This window comes from Streptomyces sp. RGM 3693 (genome assembly GCF_050471125.1).
Taxonomy (GTDB): Bacteria; Actinomycetota; Actinomycetes; order Streptomycetales; family Streptomycetaceae; genus Streptomyces.
Window position 1 is genome coordinate 983,886 of the sequence record NZ_JBMPPQ010000001.1, and the last position, 25,813, is coordinate 1,009,698.

The 25,813-nt window shown below is 72.9% G+C and carries 19 protein-coding genes and 1 pseudogene; 17 read left to right on the forward strand and 3 right to left on the reverse strand.

Annotated elements, in window-relative coordinates; genetic code table 11:
- Positions 1-47: 47 nt before the first annotated feature.
- From ACO0M4_RS04205 to ACO0M4_RS04250, 10 genes and pseudogenes are all read left to right on the forward strand, one after another.
- Positions 48-2,231 carry an ATP-binding protein gene (locus tag ACO0M4_RS04205; protein WP_430368241.1) on the forward strand — a complete coding sequence of 728 codons (2,184 nt, stop codon included), beginning with the start codon at positions 48-50 and terminating at the stop codon, positions 2,229-2,231.
- A gap of 367 nt (positions 2,232-2,598) precedes the next feature.
- On the forward strand, positions 2,599-4,326 hold the full coding sequence (locus tag ACO0M4_RS04210) for a PucR family transcriptional regulator (RefSeq protein ID WP_430368242.1): 1,728 nt from the start codon (positions 2,599-2,601) through the stop codon (positions 4,324-4,326).
- Positions 4,327-4,646: 320 nt separating this feature from the next.
- On the forward strand, positions 4,647-6,104 hold the full coding sequence (locus tag ACO0M4_RS04215) for an aldehyde dehydrogenase family protein (RefSeq protein WP_430368243.1): 1,458 nt from the start codon (positions 4,647-4,649) through the stop codon (positions 6,102-6,104).
- 576 nt (positions 6,105-6,680) lie between these two features.
- Positions 6,681-8,600 (forward strand): acyl-CoA dehydrogenase family protein, encoded by a 1,920-nt coding sequence (locus tag ACO0M4_RS04220; protein ID WP_430368244.1) that lies wholly within the window; start codon positions 6,681-6,683, stop codon positions 8,598-8,600.
- 99 nt (positions 8,601-8,699) lie between these two features.
- Entirely contained in the window at positions 8,700-10,031 is a 1,332-nt protein-coding gene (gene dxr / locus ACO0M4_RS04225) for a 1-deoxy-D-xylulose-5-phosphate reductoisomerase (protein WP_430368245.1), read from the forward strand.
- Positions 10,028-11,329 (forward strand): M50 family metallopeptidase, encoded by a 1,302-nt coding sequence (locus tag ACO0M4_RS04230; protein WP_430368246.1) that lies wholly within the window; start codon positions 10,028-10,030, stop codon positions 11,327-11,329. The genes dxr and ACO0M4_RS04230 overlap by 4 nt, the downstream gene beginning before the upstream one ends.
- A 168-nt stretch (positions 11,330-11,497) precedes the next feature.
- Positions 11,498-12,655 carry a flavodoxin-dependent (E)-4-hydroxy-3-methylbut-2-enyl-diphosphate synthase gene (ispG, locus tag ACO0M4_RS04235; protein ID WP_430368247.1) on the forward strand — a complete coding sequence of 386 codons (1,158 nt, stop codon included), beginning with the start codon at positions 11,498-11,500 and terminating at the stop codon, positions 12,653-12,655.
- Between the two features lie 160 nt (positions 12,656-12,815).
- A complete protein-coding gene (locus tag ACO0M4_RS04240) occupies positions 12,816-13,661 on the forward strand; it encodes a GNAT family N-acetyltransferase (RefSeq protein ID WP_430371238.1) in 846 nt (281 codons plus the stop codon).
- Positions 13,662-13,685: 24 nt separating this feature from the next.
- Positions 13,686-14,177, forward strand: a pseudogene (locus ACO0M4_RS04245) (GNAT family N-acetyltransferase); the annotation flags it as partial.
- Between the two features lie 163 nt (positions 14,178-14,340).
- Positions 14,341-16,044 carry a proline--tRNA ligase gene (locus ACO0M4_RS04250; RefSeq protein WP_430368248.1) on the forward strand — a complete coding sequence of 568 codons (1,704 nt, stop codon included), beginning with the start codon at positions 14,341-14,343 and terminating at the stop codon, positions 16,042-16,044.
- Between the two features lie 66 nt (positions 16,045-16,110).
- Here ACO0M4_RS04250 and ACO0M4_RS04255 read toward each other — a convergent pair whose 3' ends face one another.
- The 3 genes from ACO0M4_RS04255 to ACO0M4_RS04265 form a co-directional block, all read right to left on the reverse strand.
- The gene (locus tag ACO0M4_RS04255; RefSeq protein WP_430368249.1) at positions 16,111-17,019 is read right to left on the reverse strand and encodes an aminoglycoside phosphotransferase family protein; all 909 of its coding nucleotides are present in this window, start codon (positions 17,017-17,019) and stop codon (positions 16,111-16,113) included.
- A 49-nt stretch (positions 17,020-17,068) separates the two neighbouring features.
- Positions 17,069-17,572 (reverse strand): ferritin-like domain-containing protein, encoded by a 504-nt coding sequence (locus ACO0M4_RS04260; protein WP_430368250.1) that lies wholly within the window; start codon positions 17,570-17,572, stop codon positions 17,069-17,071.
- Between the two features lie 100 nt (positions 17,573-17,672).
- The gene (locus ACO0M4_RS04265; protein WP_430368251.1) at positions 17,673-18,188 is read right to left on the reverse strand and encodes a hypothetical protein; all 516 of its coding nucleotides are present in this window, start codon (positions 18,186-18,188) and stop codon (positions 17,673-17,675) included.
- Positions 18,189-18,348: 160 nt separating this feature from the next.
- On the opposite strand from ACO0M4_RS04265, the gene rimP reads away from it, so the two are divergent.
- From rimP to truB, 7 genes are all read left to right on the forward strand, one after another.
- Positions 18,349-18,909 (forward strand): ribosome maturation factor RimP, encoded by a 561-nt coding sequence (rimP, locus tag ACO0M4_RS04270; protein ID WP_430368252.1) that lies wholly within the window; start codon positions 18,349-18,351, stop codon positions 18,907-18,909.
- Positions 18,910-18,911: 2 nt separating this feature from the next.
- On the forward strand, positions 18,912-19,904 hold the full coding sequence (gene nusA, locus ACO0M4_RS04275) for a transcription termination factor NusA (RefSeq protein ID WP_430368253.1): 993 nt from the start codon (positions 18,912-18,914) through the stop codon (positions 19,902-19,904).
- 129 nt (positions 19,905-20,033) lie between these two features.
- Positions 20,034-20,312: a YlxR family protein gene (locus ACO0M4_RS04280; protein ID WP_078508206.1), complete on the forward strand. Its 279-nt coding sequence runs from the start codon at positions 20,034-20,036 to the stop codon at positions 20,310-20,312.
- A 178-nt stretch (positions 20,313-20,490) separates the two neighbouring features.
- A complete protein-coding gene (gene infB / locus ACO0M4_RS04285; RefSeq protein WP_430368254.1) occupies positions 20,491-23,610 on the forward strand; it encodes a translation initiation factor IF-2 in 3,120 nt (1,039 codons plus the stop codon).
- A gap of 194 nt (positions 23,611-23,804) precedes the next feature.
- Positions 23,805-24,107, forward strand: coding sequence for a DUF503 domain-containing protein (locus ACO0M4_RS04290; RefSeq protein WP_430368255.1), 303 nt, complete (start codon positions 23,805-23,807; stop codon positions 24,105-24,107).
- A gap of 58 nt (positions 24,108-24,165) precedes the next feature.
- Positions 24,166-24,621 (forward strand): 30S ribosome-binding factor RbfA, encoded by a 456-nt coding sequence (gene rbfA, locus ACO0M4_RS04295; RefSeq protein WP_430368256.1) that lies wholly within the window; start codon positions 24,166-24,168, stop codon positions 24,619-24,621.
- The gene (gene truB, locus ACO0M4_RS04300; protein ID WP_430368257.1) at positions 24,618-25,544 is read left to right on the forward strand and encodes a tRNA pseudouridine(55) synthase TruB; all 927 of its coding nucleotides are present in this window, start codon (positions 24,618-24,620) and stop codon (positions 25,542-25,544) included. The genes rbfA and truB overlap by 4 nt, the downstream gene beginning before the upstream one ends.
- Positions 25,545-25,813: the final 269 nt, after the last annotated feature.

The following is a 25,813-nucleotide window of genomic DNA, read 5'->3' on the forward strand; positions in this document are numbered from 1 at the left end:
CGAACCGACGCGGCAGGCCACGTCTCAAGGGGGACAAGGGGCACCCGATGGACACCGAGGGCACGCAGGACGCACAGCACACCGCCGCACCCCCGCCGTCCGGGGAGCGGCGCCCCGACCCCCCAGCGGTGCCGCGCCCGGCCGCGCCGCACACCCCGCCGCGGCCCACCGCGCCGCCGGCCATGCCCGCCACCCCACCTCCCGCCGCGGGCGCCGCCGGGGCGCCGCCAGCCCTGCTGGGCTGGCTGCGCGCGCCACGGCCGGCCGCGGCGCCGGGGATCTGGACGTACGGGCACCGGCCGCGAGCGGAGAAGGAGCCGGAACGCGTCCCCCTGCGGCAGCTGATCAGCGGAGCGGTGATCTCGTTCCTGTGCGGGTGGTTGCTGTGGTCGTTGCTCTGGAACGGCTATCTCGGCCCCTACTGGTACTGGCCGCTCCAAATTCTTCGTCCGGACTCCTGGGCCGCGGCGCGCACGTCCGGGGACCGCACGGCGTTCATGGTGGTCAGCAATGCCTACTACGGACTGTGGATCCTCGGGATCGCGTTCTTCTTCGGCCGTCTAGGCCGCTGGCCCGAGCTGATCCGCCGGTTCGTCACGCCCCTGCGCCGCCACCTCCGCGACCGCGCCCCCGCCGCCAAGCCCGTCCCGGCCACCGACCCGGCGCAATGGCCCGAACTCCGTGCCCACGGTGCCCCGGACGCTGCCGACCGGCTCGCCGCCGAGGCCCGTACGGGTGCGATGAACGATGTCGACGTGGCGCGCATCGGGCGTGCCTGGCGTTCGGTGCGGGCCGGCCGGAACTCCCTGGCCTCCTTCACCGACACCGTCCTGCGGCACGGCGCCGCCGCCTGCGCCCACCCCTCCGGGCAGCGCGACCTGGCCGGCCGCACCGCCCAGCACGACCTGCTAGCCCATCAGGTCCGGATCGGCACCGCCGCCGACCACCCGCGCAATCCGTACCAACACCGCGGTAGCGGCTGTGCGTTGGAGCCCCGGGTGCTGGGCACCTCGCTGCTGGCCGTCGGGCCCGCCGGGAGCGGTAAGACCACCCGGCTCGTCCGCCCGGTGGTGGAGGCGATGTGTCTGCAGGCGCTGGCCGGGCAGTGCGCGGTCGTCGCCGTCGGCCCGGCCGGTTCCGCCCTCGGGCCCGACGACGCGTTCGACGTGGTGGTGCAGATCGGCCGACCCGACCCGGAGTGCGACCTCGACCTCTACGGGGGCACCACCGACCCCGACGAGGCGGCCGGCATCCTGGCCGAGGCCCTGGTCGGTGACCTCACCGAGCAGCTCCCCGGCGGCGACAGCCGGCGCGCGGCGACGGCCCTGGCCCAGTTGCTCGGCCCGTTCCGCGCCGCCCACGACCGGTTCCCGACCGTCCCCGAGCTGCGTGAGCTGCTGGACGGTGTGCCGCAGGCGGTGACCGCACTGCGCACCGCCCTGGAGGCGGCCGGCGGCCACACCCTGCTGCGCGAACTCGACGCCCGCGCCCGCCAGTCGGAGCGCCCCGGCGATGTCGCCCTCCTCCTCGCGGACCGCATCGCGCTCCTCGACCGCCCCGTCTTCGCCGGCTTCTTCGACCCGACGGGAGCCACCCGGCAGGTCTCGCTGCGCGCTCTGGACCACCCCCTCCGGGTCCGCATCGAGCTTCCCGAACGCGGTCACGCCGAGGCGTCCCGGATCCTCGCCCGGCTGGTCCTGGCGCAGTTCACGGAGTGTGCGGTGGCCCGTGCCGACCGCTCGCTGTTCGCCTGCCTGGTCCTCGACGAGGCCGCGCACACCATCACCGCGGAGGCGCTGCGCGGTCTCCAGCGCCTCCGCTCGGCCAATGCGGGGGCGGTGCTGACGCTGCGTTCGCTGGACGACGTCCCCGAGGCGCTGCGCAGTGCTCTGCTCGGCTCGGTCGGTTGCCGGATGGCGTTTGCGGGTGTCACGCCCTGGGACGGGGCGCCGTTCGCCGAGGTGTGGGGCAAGGCATGGGTGGAAACCCGTGATGTGACGGACCGTCAGATCATTGCGCACGGTGCCGGGATGAAGGCGTTCCACCTCGTCCGCCAGCTGGTCACCGGCAAGGCCGCCACGTCGAAGGCCATCACCGTCCGCACCGTCGAACGCGAACGCTGGTCCGCCTCCGACCTCGCGAACGCGCTGCCGGCCGGCCATGCGGTGCTGTCGGTGACCACGGTCGAGGGTGAGCACGCTCCACCCGTCCTCATCGACCTCCGCCCCTGATGCCCTGCCCCTGGAGTCCCGCACCCTGACGTCCCGCACCGCCGCCGTGGCCGTGATCGGTCCCGGCGGGGGTGGGGGAGGGGTGACAGGGGGCCGCGGGGGGGGGCTTCCGGTGGACCGTGCCGGCGGTGCCGGTGGGACGGCGACGCGGCCCGGATCCGGCTGTCGCCTCGAATGCCTCCGCCCGGGAGTGTCCCCGAAACCCTCCGTTGAGGCAGAATCGACACCAGCCGTTCATACAGGGCGGCGTACATGCCAGCCGTTCATACGGGCGGCGCAGGTGATCGGCGGGAGTCGGCAGGGGGCCGGCAGGGTGACTCGGCCGTCGGTCGCGGTCGTGCCGTCCGCCGGAGCCATCGAAGGTCTCATGCCGCACACCCTCGCCTCCCTGGTCAACCACACCGTGCTCAAGCTGACCGTGCTCGCGGGCGAGGACCGGCTGGACGTCCCGGTGCGGTGGGCGCACGCCAGCGAGCTGATCGACCCGGTGCCCTATATGGAGGGCGGCGAGCTGCTGCTGATCACCGCGCTCAAGCTGGATGCGGAGGACCCGGAGACCGCGGACCGGTACGTGCGGCGGGTCGCCGAGGCGGGCGTGGTCGGGCTGGGGTTCGCGGTCGGGGTGAATTACGAAGGGGTGCCCGAGGCGCTGGTCGACGCGGCCCGGCGGCAGCACCTGCCGCTGCTGGGGGTGCCGCGCCGGACGCCGTTCATCGCGATCAGCAAGGCGGTGTCGGCGGCCGTGGCGGCCGACCAGTACCGCGCGGTGACCGCCGGCTTCGAGGCGCAGCGCGAGCTGACCCGGGCGGCGCTCGGCGCCGAGGGGCCGGCGGAGCTGCTGGCTCGGCTCGCGGCGCACCTGGGCGGCTGGGCGGCGCTCTACGACGCCTCGGGAGCGGTGGTGGCGGCCGCCCCCGAGTGGGCGGCGCGACGGGCGGCCCGGCTCGCCGAGGACGTGGCGCGGCTACGGGAGCGGCCGGCGCCAGCCAGCTCCGTCGTCAGCGACACCGACGGCGACGACCGGGTGGAGCTCCAGTCGCTGGGTACCGGGCGGCGGGCCCGCGGGGTGCTCGCCGTCGGGACCGCCGCGCCGCTCGGGACCGCCGAGCGGTACGCGGTGCACTCCGCGGTCGCGCTGCTGACCCTGACCACCGAGCGGTCCCGGGCGCTCCAGGACGCCGAGCAGCGACTGGGCGCCGCGGTCCTGAAGATGCTGCTGGCCGGCGAACCGGACCACGCCCGGGCGGTGGCCGGGCGGCTCTACGGAGGGCTGCTGGACGCCCCATTCCGGATGTTGGTGGCCGAGCCGGTGCCCGCCGAGGACCAGGCGTCCTCCGCCAAGCTCTCCACTTCTCCCGCAAGCTCTCAGCTTCGTTCGAGCAGGGGGGACCCCCAGGCACAGGCGGGCCCCCCGTCGCCGCCGGGCGCCGGCCTCGCGCCCGTCCTGGACGCGCTCGCCGACGCCATGGAGTCGGCCGCCGCCCGCACCGGTGAGGCGGTGCTCGCCGTGCCGGACGGCGGCCGGCTGATCGTGCTGGTCGCGGACGGCGGGGCGGCCGCGGACGCCGGCACCGCGTTCGCCGCCGCGACCGAGGCCCGCCTCGGCACCCAGGCCCGTCCGCGCGGCCGGAACGGCCGGGCCGGCGCCGGCCGGGAGGGCGAGGGGCTGGCCGTCGGCCTCTCCGCGCCCACCGGCCCGATGGCCGCCGCCAACGCCTACCGCCAGGCCGAACAGGCGCTCTCCGTCGCCCGCCGCCGCGGCCGCGCCCTGGTGGAGCACGAGGACGTGGCGGCCGGCTCGGTCCTGCCGCTGCTCGCGGACGATGCGGTCCGGGCGTTCGCCGACGGGCTGCTGCGGGCGTTGCGCGAGCACGACGCGACCGGGCGTGGCGACCTGGTGGCGTCCCTGCGCGCCTGGCTGGCCCGGCACGGCCAGTGGGACGCGGCCGCTGCCGACCTGGGGGTGCACCGCCACACCCTGCGCTACCGGATGCGGCGGGTGGAGGAGATCCTGGGCCGCTCGCTGGACGATGCGGACGTCCGGATGGAGTTGTGGCTGGCGTTGAAGGCGACGTCGGCGCAGGTGGGGGAGTAGGACGGGCGGAGCACCCGGGCCGGGCGGGTCCCGGGCAGGCCCCGGGCCGAGCCGTGCCGGGCCGTGCCGGGCCGCGCCCGGGCGTCGGGGGCCCGGCGTGCCGGGTCCGGGGCGCGGACTGGGGGCCGTAGCGCGGGTGCCGGGGTGGCAGGAGCGGTCCGGTGGACTCCACCGCGGAGAGGCGACCCGGTGGATTACGCCGCTTCGGACAAGCGTCAGGAGGCCCTCGCACCCCTACGGTGGGCTTCAGAGTCCTACGCCAAGCCGCTCCCAGAGCTGCGCGCGCACCACCCACCATCACTGAAGGGCCGGGATCCACTGTGCCGAACACTGCTGCAGCCCCCACCGCCTTCTGGCTCGCCGGCCGTGAGGCCACCGGCGAGACCACCTTCGATGTCACCTCCCCCTGGGACGGACGTGTCGTCGGCACGGTGAGCGTTCCCACCGAGGCCCAGGTCGAGGAGGCCGTCGCCGCCTCCGTCGCGGTCCAGGACGAGCTGGCCGTGACCCCCGCCCACGTGCGGGCCGCCGCCCTGGACCACGTGGTGCGCGGGCTGGTGGAGCGCACCGAGGAGATCGCCCAGCTGATCTCCGCGGAGAACGGCAAGCCCATCAAGTGGGCCCGTGGCGAGGTCGGCCGCGCCATCTCCGTGTTCCGCTTCGCGGCCGAGGAGGCCCGCCGCTTCAACGGCGGCGAGGCGCAGCGCCTGGACACCGACGCGGGCGGCGCCGGCCGGCTCGCGCTGACCCGCCGCTTCCCGCGCGGCACGGTCCTGGGCATCGCGCCGTTCAACTTCCCGCTGAACCTCTGCGCCCACAAGATCGCCCCGGCCATCGCCGCCGGCGTCCCGATCATCCTCAAGCCGGCCCCGGCCACCCCGCTCTCCGGCCTGATCATCGGTGAGCTGCTGGCCGGCACCGACCTGCCCGCCGGCTCCTGGTCGATCCTGCCGGTCCCCAACGCCCGCATGGAGGCGCTGGTCCAGGACGAGCGGCTGCCGGTCATCTCCTTCACCGGCTCCGACACGGTCGGCTACGCCATCCTCGACTCGGTGCCGCGCAAGCACTGCACCCTGGAGCTGGGCGGCAACGGCGCGGCCGTCGTCCTGCCCGACTGGTCCTCCGAGCAGGACCTGGACTGGGCGGCGCAGCGCATCGCCACCTTCTCCAACTACCAGGGCGGCCAGTCCTGCATCTCGGTGCAGCGGGTCATCGCCGACGCCTCGGTCTACGACCGGCTGGTGCCCAAGGTGGTCGCGGCCGTCGAGGCCCAGGTCACCGGCGACCCGACCGACCCGGCCACCGAGGTCGGCCCGCTGGTCAGCGAGGCCGCCGCGCAGCGCGTGGAGTCCTGGGTGAACGACGCCGTCGAGCGCGGCGCCAAGCTCCTCGCCGGCGGCAAGCGCGACGGCGCCTCCTACGCGCCGACCGTGCTGGAGGACGTGCCGGCCGGCGCGACCCTCGCCACCGAAGAGGTCTTCGGCCCGGTGCTCACCCTCCAGAAGGTCGACGGGGTGGACGCGGCGTTCGCGGCCGTCAACGACTCCAAGTTCGGCCTCCAGGCCGGCGTGTTCACGCACGACGCCAAGACCGCCTTCCGCGCCCACCGCGCGCTGGAGGTCGGCGGCGTGGTCATCGGCGACGTGCCGTCCTACCGCGCCGACCAGATGCCCTACGGAGGCGTCAAGCAGTCCGGCGTCGGCCGCGAGGGCGTCCGCTACGCCATGGACGACTACACCTACGAGCGGGTCCTGATCCTCACCGGACTGGACCTGTAGGCCCGGGAAAATCCCGGAACCGGGTGGGCCGGGCCCGTCGGCCCACCCCACACCCCCTCCGGTCCGGCCTGGCTCGGTGGACAGCGACGGCCATCCCTTGGGCCGTACCGCCCGTCAGGCCCCGGCCGGCGCACCCCCCCCGGCGCCGGCCCCCTCCGCGCGGCGCGCTCCGGCACCCTGTTTCCGGAGCGCGCCGCGTCCCCCTTTTTCCGGCGCTGCCCCCCGACAGACCGGACTTCCGACGCTACGGCCCCGTTCCGCCCCGGTTCCTCCTGACCGAGGCGGATACGGGGCCGTGCCGTAAGGGGGGATGACCGCCCCGCGTGTACAACCAGCGCGGTATGCCGCACCCCCCAAGGGCCGGTACCGCGCCGTCCGCAGTCCGTCGTACGGCGGCCGGATCGCGGCGCGGTGGTGCCGTCGGGGCCGCTCGCCCCACCGCTGTCGCGGAACCGCCCGCGGGCTCCGCTCCGCTGGTGCAACCCGCGCGGATCGGGTACTTGTCACAAGTAGCACTGTCCGCCGGCCGACCGGTCCGCCGGCGGAACTCCCGATCCGCGGCGAGGTGAGCTCCTGATGACCGCTCCGTCCATCCGCAACGTTTCCGAGCGCGAAGCCCGCCGGGTCGCCGAGGCGGCCCGTGAGCAGGACTGGCACAAGCCCAGCTTCGCCAAGGAGCTGTTCCTGGGGCGCTTCCGGCTCGACCTCATCCATCCGCACCCCACCCCCGCGGTGGACGACGTCCGGCGCGGGGAGAAGTTCCTCGCCACGCTGCGGGAGTTCTGCGAGACGCAGGTCGACGGTGCCCGGATCGAACGGGAGGGCCGGATCCCGGACGAGACCGTCCGCGGGCTCAAGGAACTGGGCGCCCTCGGCATGAAGATCGACCCGAAGTACGGCGGCCTCGGGCTCACCCAGGTCTACTACAACCGCGCCCTCGCCCTGGTCGGCTCGGCCAGCCCGGCGATCGGCGCGCTGCTCTCCGCGCATCAGTCGATCGGCGTACCGCAGCCGCTGAAGCTCTTCGGCACCCAGGAGCAGAAGGAGACGTTCCTGCCGCGGCTGGCCCGTACGGACATCTCGGCGTTCCTGCTCACCGAGCCCGACGTGGGCTCCGACCCGGCCCGACTGGCGACCGCCGCGGTCCCCGACGGCGGGGACTACGTCCTCGACGGCGTGAAGCTGTGGACCACCAACGGCGTGGTCGCCGACCTGCTGGTGGTGATGGCCCGGGTGCCCGCCTCCGAGGGCCACAAGGGCGGCATCACCGCCTTCGTCGTCGAGGCCGACTCGCCCGGCATCACCGTCGAGCACCGCAACGCCTTCATGGGCCTGCGCGGCCTGGAGAACGGCGTCACCCGCTTCCACGACGTGCGGGTGCCGGCCGCCAACCGCATCGGCCCCGAGGGCGCCGGCCTGAAGATCGCCCTGACCACGCTCAACACCGGCCGGCTCTCGCTGCCCGCGATGTGCGCCGGCACCGGCAAGTGGTGCCTGAAGATCGCCCGCGAGTGGTCCGGCGCCCGCGAGCAGTGGGGGCGCCCGATCGCCAAGCACGAGGCGGTCGGCGCCAAGATCTCCTTCATCGCCGCGACCACCTTCGCCCTGGAGGCGGTCGTCGACCTCGCGTCCCAGATGGCCGACGAGAACCGCAACGACATCCGCATCGAGGCCGCCCTGGCCAAGCTCTACGGCTCCGAGATGGGCTGGCGGATGGCCGACGAACTGGTCCAGATCCGTGGCGGTCGCGGCTTCGAGACCGCCGACTCGCTCGCCGCCCGCGGCGAACGCGCGGTCCCCGCCGAGCAGATGCTGCGGGACATGCGGATCAACCGGATCTTCGAGGGCTCCACGGAGATCATGCACCTGCTGATCGCCCGCGAGGCGGTGGACGCCCACCTGTCGGTCGCCGGCGACCTGATCGACCCCGACAAGACCCTGGCCGACAAGGGCAGGGCGGCCGCCAAGGCCGGCGGCTTCTACGCCCGCTGGCTGCCCAAGCTCGTCGCCGGCCCCGGTCAACTCCCGCGCACCTACCAGGAGTTCGGCGAACTGGCGGGCCACCTGCGGTACGCCGAGCGGACCTCGCGCAAGCTCGCCCGGTCCACGTTCTACGCGATGTCCCGCTGGCAGGGAAAGATGGAGACCAAACAGGGCTTCCTCGGCCGGATCGTCGACATCGGCGCGGAACTGTTCGCGATGAGCGCGGCCTGCGTCCGGGCCGAGCACCTGCGGCTCACCGGCGACCACGGCCAGGAGGCGCACCAGCTCGCCGACGCCTTCTGCCGGCAGGCCCGAATCCGCATCGAGGAACTGTTCCACCGGCTGTGGACCAACACCGACGAACTGGACCGCAAGGTCGTCTCCGGGGTCCTCGGCGGCCGCTACACCTGGCTGGAAGAGGGCATCATCGACCCCAGCGGGGACGGCGTCTGGATCGCCGACGCCACCCCCGGCCGGAGCACCAAGGACAACGCCCGCCGCCCCTACCGGTAAACCCCAGCCGCCTCGTACGGACGGCCCACGCGTCGCCCGTACGGGGCGCGGGCGCCCTCGGTGGCCGGGGCACCGCACGGACCGGCCACAATGGACCACATGACGGACAGCCTCGCCCACCCGCACCTGCGCTTCGAGCCGGCCACCGGTGACATTGCCGCCGGCGACCCGGCAAGCCCCCGGGAGATCGTGATCCTCGGCTCGACCGGTTCGATCGGCACCCAGGCCATCGACATCGTGTTGCGCAACCCCGGCCGCTTCCGGGTCACCGCGCTCGCCGCGTCCGGCGGCCGGGTCGAGCTGCTCGCCGAGCAGGCGCACCGGCTGAGGGTCACCGCGGTGGCGGTGGCGCGCGAGGACACGGTGCCCGCGCTCCGCGAGGCGCTGGCCGCACACTACGGCGCGGGCGAACCGCTGCCGGAGATCCTGGCCGGCCCCGACGCGGCCACCGAGCTCGCCGCCTCGCCCTGCCACACCGTCCTCAACGGCATCACCGGCTCCATCGGCCTGGCCCCCACCCTCGCCGCCCTGAAGGCCGGCCGGGTGCTGGCCCTGGCCAACAAGGAGTCGCTGATCGTCGGCGGCCCCCTGGTCAAGGCCGTCGCCAAGCCCGGCCAGATCATCCCCGTCGACTCCGAGCACTCCGCGCTCTTCCAGGCGCTGACCGGCGGCACCCGCGCCGAGGTCCGCAAGCTGGTGGTCACCGCCTCCGGCGGCCCGTTCCGCGGCCGCACCCGGCGCGAGCTGGCCGGCGTCACCCCCGAGCAGGCGCTGGCCCACCCCACCTGGTCCATGGGCCCGGTCGTCACCATCAACTCCGCGACCCTGGTCAACAAGGGCCTGGAGGTCATCGAGGCGCACCTGCTCTTCGACGTCCCCTTCGACCGCATCGAGGTCGCCGTCCACCCGCAGTCCTACGTCCACTCGATGGTGGAATTCACCGACGGCTCCACCCTCGCCCAGGCCAGCCCGCCCGACATGCGGATGCCCATCGCGCTGGGCCTCGGCTGGCCCGACCGGGTCCCCGACGCGGCGCCCGGCATCGACTGGAAGACCGCCCAGACCTGGGAGTTCTTCCCGCTCGACCAGGACGCCTTCCCGTCCGTGCCGCTGGCTTGCAGGGTCGGCGAACTGGGCGGCACCGCCCCGGCCGTCTTCAACGCCGCGAACGAGGAGTGCGTGGCGGCGTTCCTCACCGGCGGGCTGCCGTTCACAGGGATTGTGGATACGGTCGCCGCAGTGGTCGACGAAGGGCTGGCATCCGGAGTGGTGAAGAAGCAGAGCCAGGACGGAGCCCGCCCCGGCAGCACGCCCGGCGACGGAACCTCCCTGACCGTTGCGGACGTCCTGCAGGCCGAGACCTGGGCGCGCGCCCGCGCCCGCGAACTGGCCGCCGCGGCGGCACGCACCCCCTCGGAGGCTCGCGCATGACGACCTGGATGACCATTCTCGGCATAGTCGTCTTCGTCGTCGGCCTGCTGTTCTCCATCGCCTGGCACGAGCTCGGCCACCTCACCACGGCCAAGATGTTCGGCATCCGCGTGCCGCAGTACATGGTGGGCTTCGGGCCGACGATCTTCTCCCGGAAGAAGGGCGACACCGAGTACGGCGTCAAGGCGATCCCGCTGGGCGGCTACATCCGGATGATCGGCATGTTCCCGCCCGGCGACGACGGGAAGCTCCAGGCCCGCTCCACCTCGCCGTTCCGCGGCATGATCGAGGACGCCCGCTCGGCGGCCTTCGAGGAGCTCCAGCCCGGCGACGAGCACCGGCTGTTCTACACGCGCAAGCCCTGGAAGCGCGTGATCGTGATGTTCGCCGGGCCGTTCATGAACCTGGTCCTGGCCGTGGTGATCTTCATGAGCGTGCTGATGGGCTTCGGCATCAACACCCAGACCACCCAGGTCAGCTCGGTCTCCGACTGTGTCATCGCGGCCTCCGCGAAGACCGACAAGTGCTCGGCCGGTGCCAAGGACTCCCCGGCCAAGGCCGCCGGCCTGCGCGCCGGCGACAAGATCGTCTCCTTCAACGGCCACGCCGTCCCCGACTGGGGCACCCTCCAGGACCAGATCCGCCGGACCACCGGACCGGCCACGCTCGTCGTCGAGCGGCACGGCGCCCGACAGACGCTGCACGCCGACCTCATCGAGAACAAGGTCGCCAAGACCGACGGCCGCGGCGGCTACCTCCCCGGCCAGTACGTCACCGCCGGATTCCTCGGCTTCACCCCGGCCAGCGGCATCGTCCAGCAGTCCTTCGGCCAGTCCGTCGACCGCATGGGCAACATGGTCCAGCAGGGCGCCGCGTCGCTGATAAACCTCCCCGGCAAGATCCCGGACCTGTGGAACGCCGCCTTCAACGGCGCCGAGCGCAAACAGGACTCCCCGATGGGCGTGGTCGGCGCGGCCCGGGTCGGTGGCGAGGTCTTCTCCCTGCACATCCCGCCGGAGCAGCGGGTGGCGACCATGCTCTTCCTGGTCGCCGGCTTCAACCTCTCGCTGTTCCTGTTCAACATGCTGCCGCTGCTGCCGCTCGACGGCGGCCACATCGCCGGCGCCCTGTGGGAGTCGCTGCGACGCGCCTTCGCCAAGGTCGTCCGGCGCCCCGACCCCGGCCCCTTCGACGTGGCCAAGCTCATGCCGATCGCCTACGTCGTCGCCGGGATCTTCATCTGCTTCACCCTGCTGGTGCTGGTCGCCGACGTGGTGAACCCGGTGAAGCTGACATAAGCCGCAAAAACCCGGCCGGGCACGCTGCGACCGTATGGACGTGCCCGGCCGCCCCCTTTCGAGGGGCCTCAGGGTTCGATGTGCCTCCGGCAACCCGGGTGCCGTAGGCTCGATGACCGGAGCCCGCCGAATCCGGGCCTTGATCCATACCTTGGGGTTGCTCGCCAGATGACTGCCATCGCACTGGGAATGCCGGACGTCCCGACCAAGCTCGCCGACCGCCGGGTCAGCCGCAAGATCCAGGTCGGTACGGTCGCCGTGGGCGGAGACGCACCGGTCTCGGTGCAGTCGATGACGACCACCCGGACCTCCGACATTGGCGCCACGCTCCAGCAGATCGCCGAGCTGACCGCCTCCGGCTGCCAGATCGTCCGGGTCGCCTGCCCCACCCAGGACGACGCCGACGCGCTCGCGGTGATCGCGAGGAAGTCGCAGATCCCGGTGATCGCGGACATTCACTTCCAGCCGAAGTACGTCTTCGCCGCCATCGACGCCGGCTGCGCCGCGGTCCGGGTCAACCCGGGCAACATCAAGCAGTTCGACGACAAGGTCAAGGAGATCGCCAAGGCGGCCTCCGCCGCCGGCACCCCGATCCGGATCGGCGTCAACGCCGGCTCCCTCGACCGGCGCCTGCTCCAGAAGTACGGCAAGGCCACCCCCGAGGCCCTGGTCGAGTCCGCCCTGTGGGAGGCGTCCCTCTTCGAGGAGCACGGCTTCCGCGACATCAAGATCTCGGTCAAGCACAACGACCCGGTCGTGATGGTCAACGCCTACCGCCAGCTCGCCGCCCAGTCCGACTACCCCCTCCACCTGGGCGTCACCGAGGCCGGCCCCGCCTTCCAGGGCACCATCAAGTCCGCGGTCGCCTTCGGCGCGCTGCTCAGCGAGGGCATCGGCGACACCATCCGGGTCTCGCTCTCCGCCCCGCCCGTGGAGGAGGTCAAGGTCGGCATCCAGATCCTGGAGTCCCTCAACCTCCGCCCCCGCCGCCTGGAGATCGTCTCCTGCCCGTCCTGCGGCCGCGCCCAGGTCGACGTCTACAAGCTCGCCGACGAGGTCACCGCGGGCCTGGAGGGCATGGAGGTCCCGCTCCGGGTCGCCGTCATGGGCTGCGTCGTCAACGGCCCCGGCGAGGCCCGCGAGGCCGACCTCGGCGTCGCCTCCGGCAACGGCAAGGGCCAGATCTTCGTCAAGGGCGAGGTCATCAAGACCGTCCCCGAGTCCAAGATCGTCGAGACCCTCATCGAAGAGGCCCTGAAGATCGCCGCGCAGATGGAGGCCGACGGCGTCGCCTCCGGCGAGCCGGTCGTCACCGCCGCCGGCTGACCAGCACCGCACCCCGTCCGAGCCCCGCCGCCCTCCCGGGCCGCGGGGCTCGTGCCCGTCGCCCCCAGGAGCCCGGGGTGCTTCCCGGCCCGTGGAGGTACAGTGCCAGGACCCGCTCCGCCTGGCCTCCCAGGCCCGCAACGGTGAGGCTTCCCAACACGTGCTGACGACCACCACCATCAAGGTCCTCGAACCGGGAGAGCTCGACGCGGCACTCGCGGTCCTGGACCGCGACCCGGTCGCCAACGCCTTCGTCGCCGCCCGGGTCCAGGTCGCCGGCCTCGACCCCTGGCGGCTGGGCGGCGAGATGTGGGGCTGGTACGTCGGCGGCCGACTGGAGTCCCTCTGCTATGCCGGGGCCAACCTCGTCCCCGTCTGCGCCACCCCCGAAGCCGTCCGCGGCTTCGCCGAACGCGCCCGCCGCCAGGGCCGCCGCTGCTCCTCCATCGTCGGCCCGGCCGGCCCCACCGCCGTGCTCTGGTCACTGCTGGAACCCCACTGGGGCCCGGCCCGCGAGATCCGCGCGCACCAGCCGCTGATGGTCACCCGCACCCCGTCCACCGAGATCGCCCCCGACCCCTGCGTCCGGCGGATCCGCAAGGACGAACTCGACCTGATCATGCCCGCGTGCGTGGCCATGTTCACCGAAGAGGTCGGCATCTCCCCGCTGGCCGGCGACGGCGGACTGCTCTACCAGGCACGGGTCGCCGAACTCGTCGGCGCCGGCCGCTCGTTCGCCCGCATCGAGGACGGCAAGGTCGTCTTCAAGGCCGAGATCGGCGCCGCCACCCCGCACGCCTGCCAGATCCAGGGCGTCTGGGTCGCCCCCGCGCACCGCGGCAAGGGCCTGTCCGAGTCCGGTATGGCCGCGGTCCTCCGCTACGCCCTCAGCGACGTCGCCCCCGTCGTCAGCCTCTACGTCAACGACTTCAACACCGCCGCCCGCGCCGCCTACCGCCGGGTGGGCTTCGAGGAAGTCGGCGCGTTCATGAGCGTACTTTTCTGACCCGTCGCCTTGTACGCTCCGACCATGGATGACGTCGCGGTCGGCCCGCTCGATCTCGCTGCCCGCGTGGACGACGCGCTCGCCGTACAAGCCCTCGCCTTCGGACTCGGCGACGACGAGATCGCCGTCCGCCGCCACATCGTGCTGCGTCACTTCGGCTGCCCCGGCGCCCGCGCCCTCGGCGCCACCACCCCCGCCGGCCGGCTCGTCGGCTTCGTCTACGGCATGCCCAACGACCGCACCCACTGGTGGTCCACCGTCGTCGAGCCCTACCTGCGCAGCCAGGGCCTGGACCACTGGCTCGACGACTCCTTCGTCATCACCGAACTGCACGTCCACCCCGCCTACCAGAACCGCGGCATCGGCCGCGGCCTGATCACCCGGATCACCGACGGGGCCGCCGAACCCCGCAGCATCCTCTCCGCCATCGACACCGAAAGCCCGGCCCGCGGCCTGTACCGCTCCCTGGGCTACCAGGACATCGCCCGCCGGCCCGTCACCGCACCCGAAAGCCCCGCGCAGCGGCCCCCCCGCGCCGAAGGCGCAAAGACGGAACCCACACGGCGGGAAAGCCAAAAACGTGGGAAGCGGGCCAAGCGCAGCGGAATCGCATTTCCTCGCGCGATACCCCTACGGCTAACCTCCAGGGAGTCACCTTTCTTACGCAGGAGAAACTCCCATGGCCAACGCCGCACAGGTCCAGCGCATGTCCCGGTTGATGTTCAAGACACTGCGCGACGACCCGGCCGACGCCGAGGTGCTCAGCCACAAGCTCCTGGTGCGCGCCGGTTTCGTGCGCCGCACCGCCGCCGGTGTCTGGTCCTGGCTGCCGCTCGGCAAGAAGGTCCTCGCCAACGTCGAGCGGATCGTGCGCGAGGAGATGGACGCCATCGGCGGCCAGGAGGTCCTGCTGCCCGCCCTCCTGCCCAGGGAGCCCTACGAGGCGACCGGCCGCTGGGAGGAGTACGGCGCCGAGCTGTTCCGCCTGAAGGACCGCAAGGGGGGCGACTACCTCCTCGGCCCCACCCACGAGGAGATCTTCACCCAGCTGGTGAAGGACCAGTGCACGTCCTACAAGGACCTGCCGGTGATCCTCTACCAGATCCAGACCAAGTACCGCGACGAGGCCCGCCCGCGCGCCGGCATCCTGCGCGGCCGCGAGTTCCAGATGAAGGACTCGTACTCCTTCGACACCGCCGACGAGGGTCTCGCCGAGTCGTACGCGCTGCACCGCGCCGCGTACCAGCGGATCTTCGAGCGCCTGGGCCTCGACTACCGCATCTGCGCCGCCACCGCCGGCGCCATGGGCGGCTCCAAGTCCGAGGAGTTCCTCGCCCCGGCCGCGGCCGGCGAGGACACCTTCGCCGACTGCCCGAGCTGCGACTACGCGGCCAACACCGAGGCGATCACCTACGCCCTGAAGCCGGTGGACGCCGCCGACGTGCCCGCGCTGGAAGAGATCCCGACGCCGGACACCCCGACCATCGAGACGCTCGCCGCGCACCTCGGCGTGCCGGCCTCCGCCACCCTCAAGAACCTCCTGGTCAAGGTCGGCGGCGAGATCGTGGCCGTGGGCGTGCCCGGTGACCGCGAGGTCGACATGGACAAGGTCGAGGCGCACTTCGCCCCGGCCGCCGTCGAGCTGGTGACCGCCGAGGACTTCGTGGGCCGCGACGACCTCGTCCGCGGCTACGTCGGCCCGCAGGGCCTGGCGAAGGTGACGTACCTCGCCGACCCCCGCATCGCCCCCGGCACCGCCTGGATCACCGGTGCCAACAAGGAAGGCGTGCACGCCAAGAACGTCGTCGCCGGCCGTGACTTCGAGGTCGACGAGTACCTCGACGCGGTCGTGGTGCAGGAGGGCGACCCCTGCCCGAACTGCGGCACCGGCCTGAAGCTGGACCGCGCCATCGAGATCGGCCACATCTTCCAGCTCGGCCGCAAGTACGCCGACGCCTTCCAGCTCGACGTGCTGGGCCAGAACGGCAAGCCGGTCCGCGTGACCATGGGCTCGTACGGCATCGGCGTCTCGCGGGCCGTCGCCGCGCTGGCCGAGCAGCACGCCGACGACAAGGGCCTGTGCTGGCCCCGCGAGATGGCCCCCGCCGACGTCCACGTCGTCGCGGCCGGCAAGGCCAAGCAGACCGAACTCGCCCTGGAGGTCAGCGACCAGCTCACCGCCGCCGGCCTGCGGGTCCTGGTCGACGACCGGCCCGGCGTCTCGCCCGGCGTGAAGTTCACCGACGCGGAGCTGATCGGCGTGCCGACCATCGTCGTCGCCGGCCGCCGCGCCGGCGAGGGCGTCGTCGAGGTCAAGGACCGCCGCACCGGCGAGCGCGAGGAGCTGACGGTCGCGGAGGCCGTCGCCCGCCTCAGCGCCTGACCGCATACGGCAACGGGCCGGCCGGCCGGGGCACCCGCCCCGCCGGCCCGTTGCCGTACCCGCCCGCTACACGTACGTCGCGAACTCCAGCAGCGACTCGCCCCGCCGCCGGTCACCCGACACCGACTCCCGCACCCCCGCGCGCACCGCCCGGTACAGCGTCCAGCCGCGCAGCCGCTCCCGGTCCACGTCCAGCGAGTCGGCCAGCTTCGCCACCCGCCGTCGGGCCACCGCGGCCGCGCCCGACCCGGCCAGCAGATCCTCGAACCGGTCCAGCACCAGCCGCGCCAGGTCGTACGCCCGCTCGCCGACCAGCGGCGACGGTCCCACCGTCAGCCACGGCGCGCGCTCCCCGGCCAGTACCTTCCCCTGCCGGAACGCCCCGTGCAGCACGAAATCCTCCGCCGCCCCGGCCGGCAGCGACCGCCCCAGCTCCAGCGCCTCGTCCAGCAGCGGCCCGGCACCCGCCGGCTCCCCGGCCGCCCGGAGCCGCTCCGCGTCCGCCGCGGTCCGCTCCGCCACCGTGGCGAACGGATGCCCCGCCGGCGGCGCCACCCACAGCCGGCGCACCGTGCCGGCCGCCTCCAGCAGCGCCTTGGCCTCCGGCAGCGAGCGCAGCGACACCGATCCCTGCAACCGCTCCAGCAGCAGCGCACCGCTCGCCTCGTCGGCCCGCAGCAGTCGCACCGCACCCCAGCCGTCCCACACCCGCAGCGCCGCCGCCTCCTGCGCGGCGGCCCGCCCCGGCACCGGGAACTTCAACGCCGCCGGCGTCCCGTCCTGCTGCCGCACGAACGCCACGAGACTGCTGCCACCACCCGGTGCGTGCACCCGATCCAGCGTCAACTCCCAGGCGTCCAGCCGCTGTTGGACCAGTTCCGGCAGCGCCGCCAGCCAGGCCCGTACGGGACCCTCCTGATCGCCGCTGAGCGCGCTCACCAATCGTTGCGGCGGTTCGATGGGTGCCGTTGCCATGCCTGAGCTGTCCTTTTCGTGGGGGAGTGGCCGCCGCGGCGGCCGGTCGTCACAGCGCGTCGGAGTCGGTGCCCGCGGCACCCGACGGGGCGGGCGCCGCGGCCCGCTCCACGAGCCCAGGGAAGGCTACGCCGCTGCCCCGCCAGCGGACCGCCCGCACCGCCGCCTCGCGCAGCGCCGCCGCCGCCTCCGTGCGGTGCGCACCACCGGCGGCCCGGACGAGGTCCGTGTAGACGGCCGCGACCCGGTCCTCCAACTCCGCGGCCAGCCGCACCGCGGCGGCCGCGTCCGGCACCGGGAACGGCAGCGCGTAACCGGCGGCCGCGGCCTGCGGCGTGCCGCCGAGGTCCCGCACGGCGCGGCGCAGCGCGTCCCGCCGTGACCGATGCGCGTCGTACGCGGCCTGTGCCTCCGTGCGTCGCCCGGCCCCGATCCGCCCGCCGACCACGCCGTACCCGTACACCGCGGCGTGCTCCGCCGCCAGCGCGGCCTGCGTCGCCGTCAACTCGTCGCGGTCGCGACCCCCGTCACGCGGTGCGCCCGTCGTCGTCATACCCCGTTCCTTCTCCCTCTGCTGGGGCGCCTCGCCGTTGGCTCCGCGCCGTACGTCATCGCCCTGCGCACCACAGGGCACGGGTTCGACGGCGTCCGCCTCACCCGACCTCCGTCAGGAGGTACGCATGGGCCGCCCCCGCCGCCGCGACCGAGGCGAGCAGCCGTGCAAGTTCGCCCGGTGCGGACACCAAGGCCGCCGTACGGGCGTCCGCGAGCGTGCGTTCCGCGTCGGCGAGCGCCGTACGGGCGCCCCGCTCATCGGTCGGTACGCGGGGCGCGTCGGCCTCCCGCGCCGCGCCGGCCGGCGGCGCCGAGGCAGAAGCGGAGGCAGCGGCGGACGGCCGGTCGGAGGTGAACGCCTCGGCGTGGCGGGCGACTTCGGCCCGGAGCGGCCGCAGCCGCGTCCCCAGCGCCGGATGCGCCGCGAGCATCGCGTCGTACCGCGCGAGCAACGCCGTGCTGTCCCGGGCGGCCCGGGCCCGCAGCCGTTCCGCGGCCGCCGAGTGCTCGGGGGCGTCCGGCGCGGGCCGGGCACTGTCGGCGCACCCGGCGAGCAGTGCCGCGCCCCCCAGGGCGGCGCCGGCCAGCAGGGTCGTTCTGCGTGTGAGCGCCACTTTCGGCACGTTGCACTTCCCGGGGTCTTCCGTCGTGATCACCGCAGGCGAGCGTATCCATGACGACCCACCGAATCGTCAGTACCCCGCCGGAACCGATAGGCTTTGACCCGACACGCGACCTACCCACAACAGCACACGCGGCCGAGGAGTCACCCGGATGAGCACCACCCAGAGCGAGAGGCTGCGCGGACTGCTTGAACCGCTCGTCGCCGCGCGAGACCTGGATCTGGAAGAGATCGAGGTGACCCCGGCCGGCAAGAGCCGGGTGCTGAGGATCGTGGTCGATTCCGACGCGGGCGTCCAATTGGACGAATGTGCCGAGCTGAGCCGCGAGGCGTCCAAGGTCCTGGACGACACCGACGCGATGGGCGGCGCCCCGTACACCCTTGAGGTGACCTCGCCCGGTGCCGACCGGCCGCTGACCGAGTCGCGGCACTACCGCCGCGCCGTCGGCCGCCTGATCAAGGCCCGCCTCCACGAGGGCGGTGACCTGGTGGCACGGATCATCGCCACCGACGACACCGGCCTGGACCTGGAGGTTCCGGGCGTCAAGGGCCGCAAGCCGACGGCCCGCCGGGTCGCTTTCGAGGAGATCGCCAAGGCGCGGGTCGAGCTGGAGTTCAACCCCAAGCCCGCCCGTGCCGCCCAGGGCGAGGCGTCGCAGGACGCGAACACAGACCAGCACGACGAGCACGACGAGAACAAGGAGGAGGCGTAGCCGTGGACATCGACATGAGTGCCCTGCGGGGTCTGGTGCGGGAGAAGGAGATCTCGTTCGACCTGCTGGTCGAGGCGATCGAGTCGGCCCTCCTCATTGCGTACCACCGCACCGAGGGCAGCCGCCGCCGGGCGCGGGTGGAGCTGGACCGCAGCACCGGGCACGTGACGGTGTGGGCGAAGGAGGACCCGGAGGACCTGGAGGAGGGTGCCGAGCCGCGCGAGTTCGACGACACCCCGTCCGGTTTCGGGCGGATCGCGGCGACCACTGCCAAGCAGGTCATCCTGCAGCGGCTGCGGGACGCCGAGGAGGAGATCACGTTCGGCGAGTACGCCGGGCGGGAGGGCGACGTCGTCACCGGCGTCGTCCAGCAGGGCAAGGACCCCAAGAACGTCCTGGTCGACATCGGCCGGCTGGAGGCCATCCTGCCGGTGCAGGAGCAGGTCCCGGGCGAGGAGTACACGCACGGCACCCGGCTGCGGTCGTACGTCGTCCGCGTCGTCAAGGGCGTCCGCGGCCCCTCGGTCACCCTGTCGCGTACCCACCCCAACCTGGTGAAGAAGCTGTTCGCCATGGAGGTGCCGGAGATCGCCGACGGGTCGGTGGAGATCGCCGCCATCGCCCGCGAGGCCGGCCACCGCACGAAGATCGCGGTGCGGTCGACGCGGTCGGGACTGAACCCCAAGGGCGCGTGCATCGGGCCGATGGGCGGCCGGGTGCGGGCCGTGATGGCCGAGCTCAACGGCGAGAAGATCGACATCGTGGACTGGTCGGACGACCCGGCCGAGCTGGTGGCGCACGCGCTGTCCCCGGCCCGGGTCAGCAAGGTCGAGGTCGTGGACCTGTCGGCGCGCTCCGCCCGCGTGACCGTGCCCGATTACCAGCTGTCGCTGGCCATCGGCAAGGAAGGGCAGAACGCCCGGCTCGCGGCGCGGCTCACCGGCTGGCGGATCGACATCCGCCCCGACACCGAGCACGCGTCGGCGCAGGGCTGAGCCACCGGGCCGCGGGGCCGCGGCGGGACGAAAAGAAGTGGTGCCGCGGCGCCGCGCAGGGAATTCTGAGCAACGGATCCGGCTTTACCCCATCGGGGTGGAGTGGCCGTGGGGAGGTAGACTTAAGCAGTGTCTGGCCGGACGCATGCCCGCGCATGCCCTGAGCGCACCTGTCTGGGTTGCCGGGAGCGAGCGGCCAAGGGCGATTTGCTGCGCATCGTGGTGATCGAGGGCGAGTGCGTCCCCGATCCTCGCGGTACGCTGCCCGGCCGGGGTGCTTACGTGCACCGGACACTGGTCTGCCTCGACCTGGCGGTTCGCCGCCGGGCGTTCCCCCGGGCCTACCGGGGCCGCGGCCCATTCGAGACGGCGGAGTTGCGCCGGTTCGTCGAAGGGGGCGCGCGTTGAGCAGCAGCCATGGCAATGAGGCACAGCAAGAAACGCACAGCGCACGGAACACCGTGCGGTCAGGTACCTCGCGAGTCGGAAGTAGGTCGAGATTGCGATGAGCACTCGATGAGTACGCGATGAGTACGCCCATGAAGTAGCGACGGTCCGGTGGACACCCGGACCTAGAAGGAGCGAAGTGGCTAAGGTCCGGGTTTACGAACTCGCCAAGGAGTTCGGTGTTGAGAGCAAGGTCGTCATGGCCAAGCTCCAAGAACTTGGTGAATTCGTCCGTTCGGCGTCCTCGACGATCGAGGCGCCGGTTGTTCGCAAGCTGACCGACGCTTTCCAGGCGGGCAGCGGCGGTGGCCGTACCGCCGGCAAGCCCGCGGCGCCGCGCAAGTCGGCCCCCGCGAAGCCGTCCGCGCCCACTCCGGCGCAGGCGGCGCGTCCGGCTGCCCCGAAGCCGGGCGCCCCCAAGCCGGGCCCCGCGGCTCTGGCCGCCCCGGAGGCACCTGTTGCCCCGGAGGCACCCGTTACCCCGGCGGCACCTGTTACCCCGGTGGCCCCCGCGGCCCCCGCGGCCCCCAAGCCTGCCGCTGGCCCCACCCCGGGTCCGCGTCCGGCCCCGGCGCGCCCCGCGGCGCCCAAGCCCGCTCCGGCCGCGCCCGCGCAGCCGGAGTTCCAGGCCCCGCCGTCGCCGGCGCCCGCCGCACCGCAGGGCGCCCGCCCGGGTGCCGCCCCGGGCCCGCGTCCCGGTGGTCGTCCGTCGTCCGGCCAGGGCCAGCAGCGTGGCAACGCTCCGCGTCCTGGTGGGCAGGCTCCGCGTCCCGGCGGCTCCCGTCCGGCCGGTCCGCGTCCGGGCAACAACCCCTTCACCTCCGGTGGCTCGACGGGCATGGCCCGTCCGCAGGCCCCGCGTCCCGGTGGCGCCCCGCGTCCCGGCCAGCCCGGTCCGCGCCCGCAGGGCGGCGGCCAGGGTGGTCCCCGGCCGCAGGGCCAGGGCGGCGGTACGCGTCCGACCCCCGGTGCGATGCCCCGTCCGCAGGGTGCGGCGCCCGGCGGTGCCGGTCCGCGTCCCGGCGGCGGTAACCGCCCGAACCCGGGCATGATGCCGCAGCGTCCGGCTGCCGGCCCGCGTCCGGGTCCCGGTGGCGGCGGCGGTCGTCCGGGTGGCGCTGGTCGTCCCGGTGGCGGCGGCGGTCGTCCCGGTGGCGGTGGCGGTGGCTTCGCCGGTCGTCCCGGTGGCGGCGGCGGTGGCGGTCGTCCCGGTGGCGGTGGCGGCGGTTTCGCCGGTCGTCCCGGTGGCGGCGGTCCCGGTGGCGGTGGCGGCGGTTTCGCCGGCCGTCCCGGCTTCGCTGGTCGTCCGGGTGGTCCCGGCGGCCGTGGTGGCACGCAGGGTGCGTTCGGCCGTCCCGGCGGTCCGGCGCGTCGTGGCCGCAAGTCGAAGCGGCAGCGCCGTCAGGAGTACGAGGCCATGCAGGCCCCGTCGGTCGGCGGCATCATGCTGCCGCGCGGCAACGGTGCGACGGTTCGCCTGTCGCGCGGTGCCTCGCTGACCGACTTCGCGGAGAAGATCAACGCCAACCCGGCGTCGCTGGTCCAGGTCATGCTGAACCTGGGCGAGATGGTCACCGCGACGCAGTCCGTCTCCGACGAGACGCTGCAGCTCCTCGCCGACGAGATGAACTACGTCGTCGAGATCGTCAGCCCGGAGGAGGAGGACCGCGAGCTGCTCGAGTCCTTCGACATCGAGTTCGGCGAGAACGAGGGCGGCGAGGAACTGCTGGTCTCCCGTCCGCCGGTGGTGACCGTCATGGGTCACGTCGACCACGGTAAGACCCGCCTGCTGGACGCGATCCGCAAGACCAACGTGGTCGCGGGCGAGGCCGGTGGCATCACCCAGCACATCGGTGCCTACCAGGTCGCGACCGAGCTCAACGACGAAGAGCGTCGCATCACCTTCATCGACACCCCGGGTCACGAGGCGTTCACCGCCATGCGTGCCCGTGGTGCGAAGTCGACCGACATCGCGATCCTCGTGGTGGCGGCCAACGACGGTGTCATGCCGCAGACGATCGAGGCCCTGAACCACGCCAAGGCGGCCGACGTGCCGATCGTGGTCGCGGTCAACAAGATCGACGTCGAGGGTGCCGACCCGACCAAGGTGCGCGGTCAGCTGACCGAGTACGGCCTGGTGGCCGAGGAGTACGGCGGCGACACCATGTTCGTCGACATCTCCGCCAAGCAGGGGCTGAACATCGACTCCCTGCTGGAGGCCGTGGTCCTCACCGCGGATGCCGCGCTCGACCTGCGGGCCAACGCCGAGCAGGACGCGCAGGGTATTGCGATCGAGGCCCACCTCGACCGCGGCCGCGGCGCCGTGGCCACCGTCCTCGTCCAGCGCGGTACCCTCCGCGTCGGCGACACGATGGTCGCCGGCGACGCGTACGGCCGAGTCCGCGCGATGTTCGACGACAAGGGCAACAACGTCGAGGAAGCGGGTCCGTCGACCCCCGTCCTGGTCCTGGGTCTCACCAACGTCCCGGGTGCTGGCGACAACTTCCTGGTCGTCGACGAGGACCGCACGGCGCGTCAGATCGCCGAGAAGCGCGCGGCTCGCGAGCGCAACGCCGCGTTCGCCAAGCGCACCCGCCGGGTGTCCCTCGAGGACCTCGACAAGGTGCTCAAGGCGGGCGAGGTCCAGCAGCTCAACCTCATCATCAAGGGCGACGCGTCCGGTTCGGTCGAGGCCCTGGAGTCCTCGCTGCTCCAGCTGGACGTCGGCGAAGAGGTCGACATCCGGGTGCTGCACCGCGGCGTCGGTGCGGTCACCGAGACCGACATCGACCTGGCGACCGGTTCCGACGCGATCGTCATCGGCTTCAACGTCCGCGCGGAGGGTCGTGCCACGCAGCGCGCCGAGCGCGAGGGCGTCGACGTCCGGTACTACTCGGTCATCTACCAGGCGATCGAGGAGATCGAGGCGGCCCTCAAGGGCATGCTCAAGCCGGAGTACGAGGAGGTCGAGCTCGGTACGGCCGAGATCCGCGAGATCTTCCGTTCGTCCAAGCTCGGCAACATCGCGGGTGTGCTCATCCGCTCCGGCGAGGTCAAGCGCAACACCAAGGCGCGCGTCATCCGCGACGGCAAGGTCATCGCGGAGGACCTCACCATCGTGGGCCTGCGTCGCTTCAAGGACGATGTCACCGAGATCCGCGAAGGCTTCGAGGGCGGTATCAACCTCGGAAACTTCAACGACATCAAGATCGACGACGTCATCGCGACGTACGAGATGCGGGAGAAGCCGCGCGGCTGACGCGCGTGTGACAGCCCGTGCGTAGCGCGGTCCACCAGGAGTGGTGGCCGGGCGACGGGCGGGAGGGGCCGGTCGGCGGGAATTTCCGTCGATCGGCCCCGGTCGTTCCGTGTACGGTTCGAAATGGCACGTACGCCCCCGGCCGACGCCGGGAGGTACCCCTAAGGCCCCACGGGTGGCTTGACCCGTCTTGCATGTACGTAGGGACGCTGTCCTTCGACCTGCTTCTCGGCGACGTACGGTCGCTGAAGGAGAAGCGCTCCGTCGTCCGCCCGATCGTCGCCGAGCTGCACCGCAAATTCGCGGTGAGCGTCGCGGAGGTGGGGGACCAGGACCTGTACCGCAGGGCCCGTATCGGCCTGGCGGTGGTGTCCGGGGACGCCGGACACCTGACGGACGTCATGGACCGTTGTGAGCGCTTGGTCGTCGCACGGCCCGAAGTAGAGCTGCTGTCCGTACACCGGCAGCTGCACGGCGACGATGACTGGCCCGAGTGAGGGGGCAGGTCGTCGCCGGTGGAAGCACAATTGTGAAAGACAAGAAGGAGACGGACCAGTGGCCGACAATGCGCGGGCGAAGAAGCTGGCGGACCTCATCCGGGAGGTGGTCGCCCAGAAGTTGCAGCGCGGCGTCAAGGACCCGCGGCTCGGCACGCACGTGACCATCACCGACACCCGGGTCACCGGCGACCTACGGGAGGCGACGGTCTTCTACACGGTCTACGGAGACGACGAGGACCGGGCCAGCGCCGCCGCCGGGCTGGAGAGCGCCAAGGGCGTGCTCCGGTCCGCGGTCGGTGCGGCGGCCGGCACCAAGTTCACGCCGACGCTGACGTTCGTCGCGGACGCGCTGCCGGAGAACGCCCAGATGATCGATGACCTGCTCGACCGGGCCCGGGCCTCGGACGCCAAGGTGCGCGAGGTCTCTTCGGGCGCCAAGTACGCCGGTGAAGCGGACCCGTACCGCAAGCCGGGTGCCGACGAGGACGACGAGGACGCAGCGACAGAATGAAGCGGCAGAGCAACAAGCCGGGCGGCCTGGTCATCGTCGACAAGCCGTCCGGTTTCACTTCGCACGACGTCGTGGCGAAGATGCGCGGGATGGCCCGTACCCGCCGGGTCGGGCACGCCGGCACCCTCGACCCGATGGCGACCGGTGTCCTGGTCCTGGGACTGGAGCGGGCCACCAAGCTGCTGGGCCACCTCGCGCTGACGGAGAAGGAGTACGTCGGCACGGTGCGGCTCGGGCAGACCACCGTCACCGATGACGCCGAGGGCGAGCTCCTGGTGTCCAAGGCGGCGCACGGCATCACGCGCGAGGACATCGACGCCGGGGTCGCCGAGCTTTCCGGCGCGATCATGCAGATCCCGTCCAAGGTCAGCGCGATCAAGATCGACGGTAAGCGTTCCTACAAGCGGGTCCGGGACGGCGAGGACGTGGAGATCCCGGCCCGGCCGGTGACCATCTCCTCGTTCGTGGTGCACTCCGCGCACGAGGCCGAGGCCGAGGACGGCACCCCGGTGACCGACGTGCTGGTCTCCGTGGTCTGCTCCTCCGGTACCTACATCCGTGCCCTCGCCCGTGACCTGGGCGCCGGGCTCGGGGTCGGTGGCCATCTGACGGCACTGCGCCGCACCCGTGTCGGTCCGTACAAGCTCGACCAGGCGCGGACGCTGGAGCAGCTCCAGGCGGCGGTGGACGACCCCGAGGGCGGTGGCCTGCCGGTCATGCCGCTCGGGGACGCCGCGTCCGCCGCGTTCACCCGCTGGGACGTTCCCGAGGCGCAGTCCCGGCTGCTGCTCAACGGCGCGCGGGTTCCGATGCCGCTCTTCGAGGGCGACGGCCCGGTGGCGGCCTTCGGGCCGGACGGGACGTTCCTGGCGCTGGTGGAGAACCAGGGCGGGCGGGCCAAGAGCCTGGCGGTCTTCGCCTAGGGCCTGTCCGACCCTGATCCACCGGATCGGCCCTAGTACTGCAAGTACCAGGCCGCCCTAGGTCCGGTCGGTGAACTCCCGGCCCGGTGTGGACGGCCGGGCCGGCGTCGGCGGGCGGAGGGGGAGGTGGTGGAACGCGGGCCGTGCGGACGGGCGCGGAGCGTTCGGCCCGCGCTCCACCATCCCCCTCGCTGAGTCTCTGTCCCGTGCGCTGCGGTGATTCACCCCTCCGAGGAGGCGCTCGGAGTGAATCACGGCGTGGACGGGGG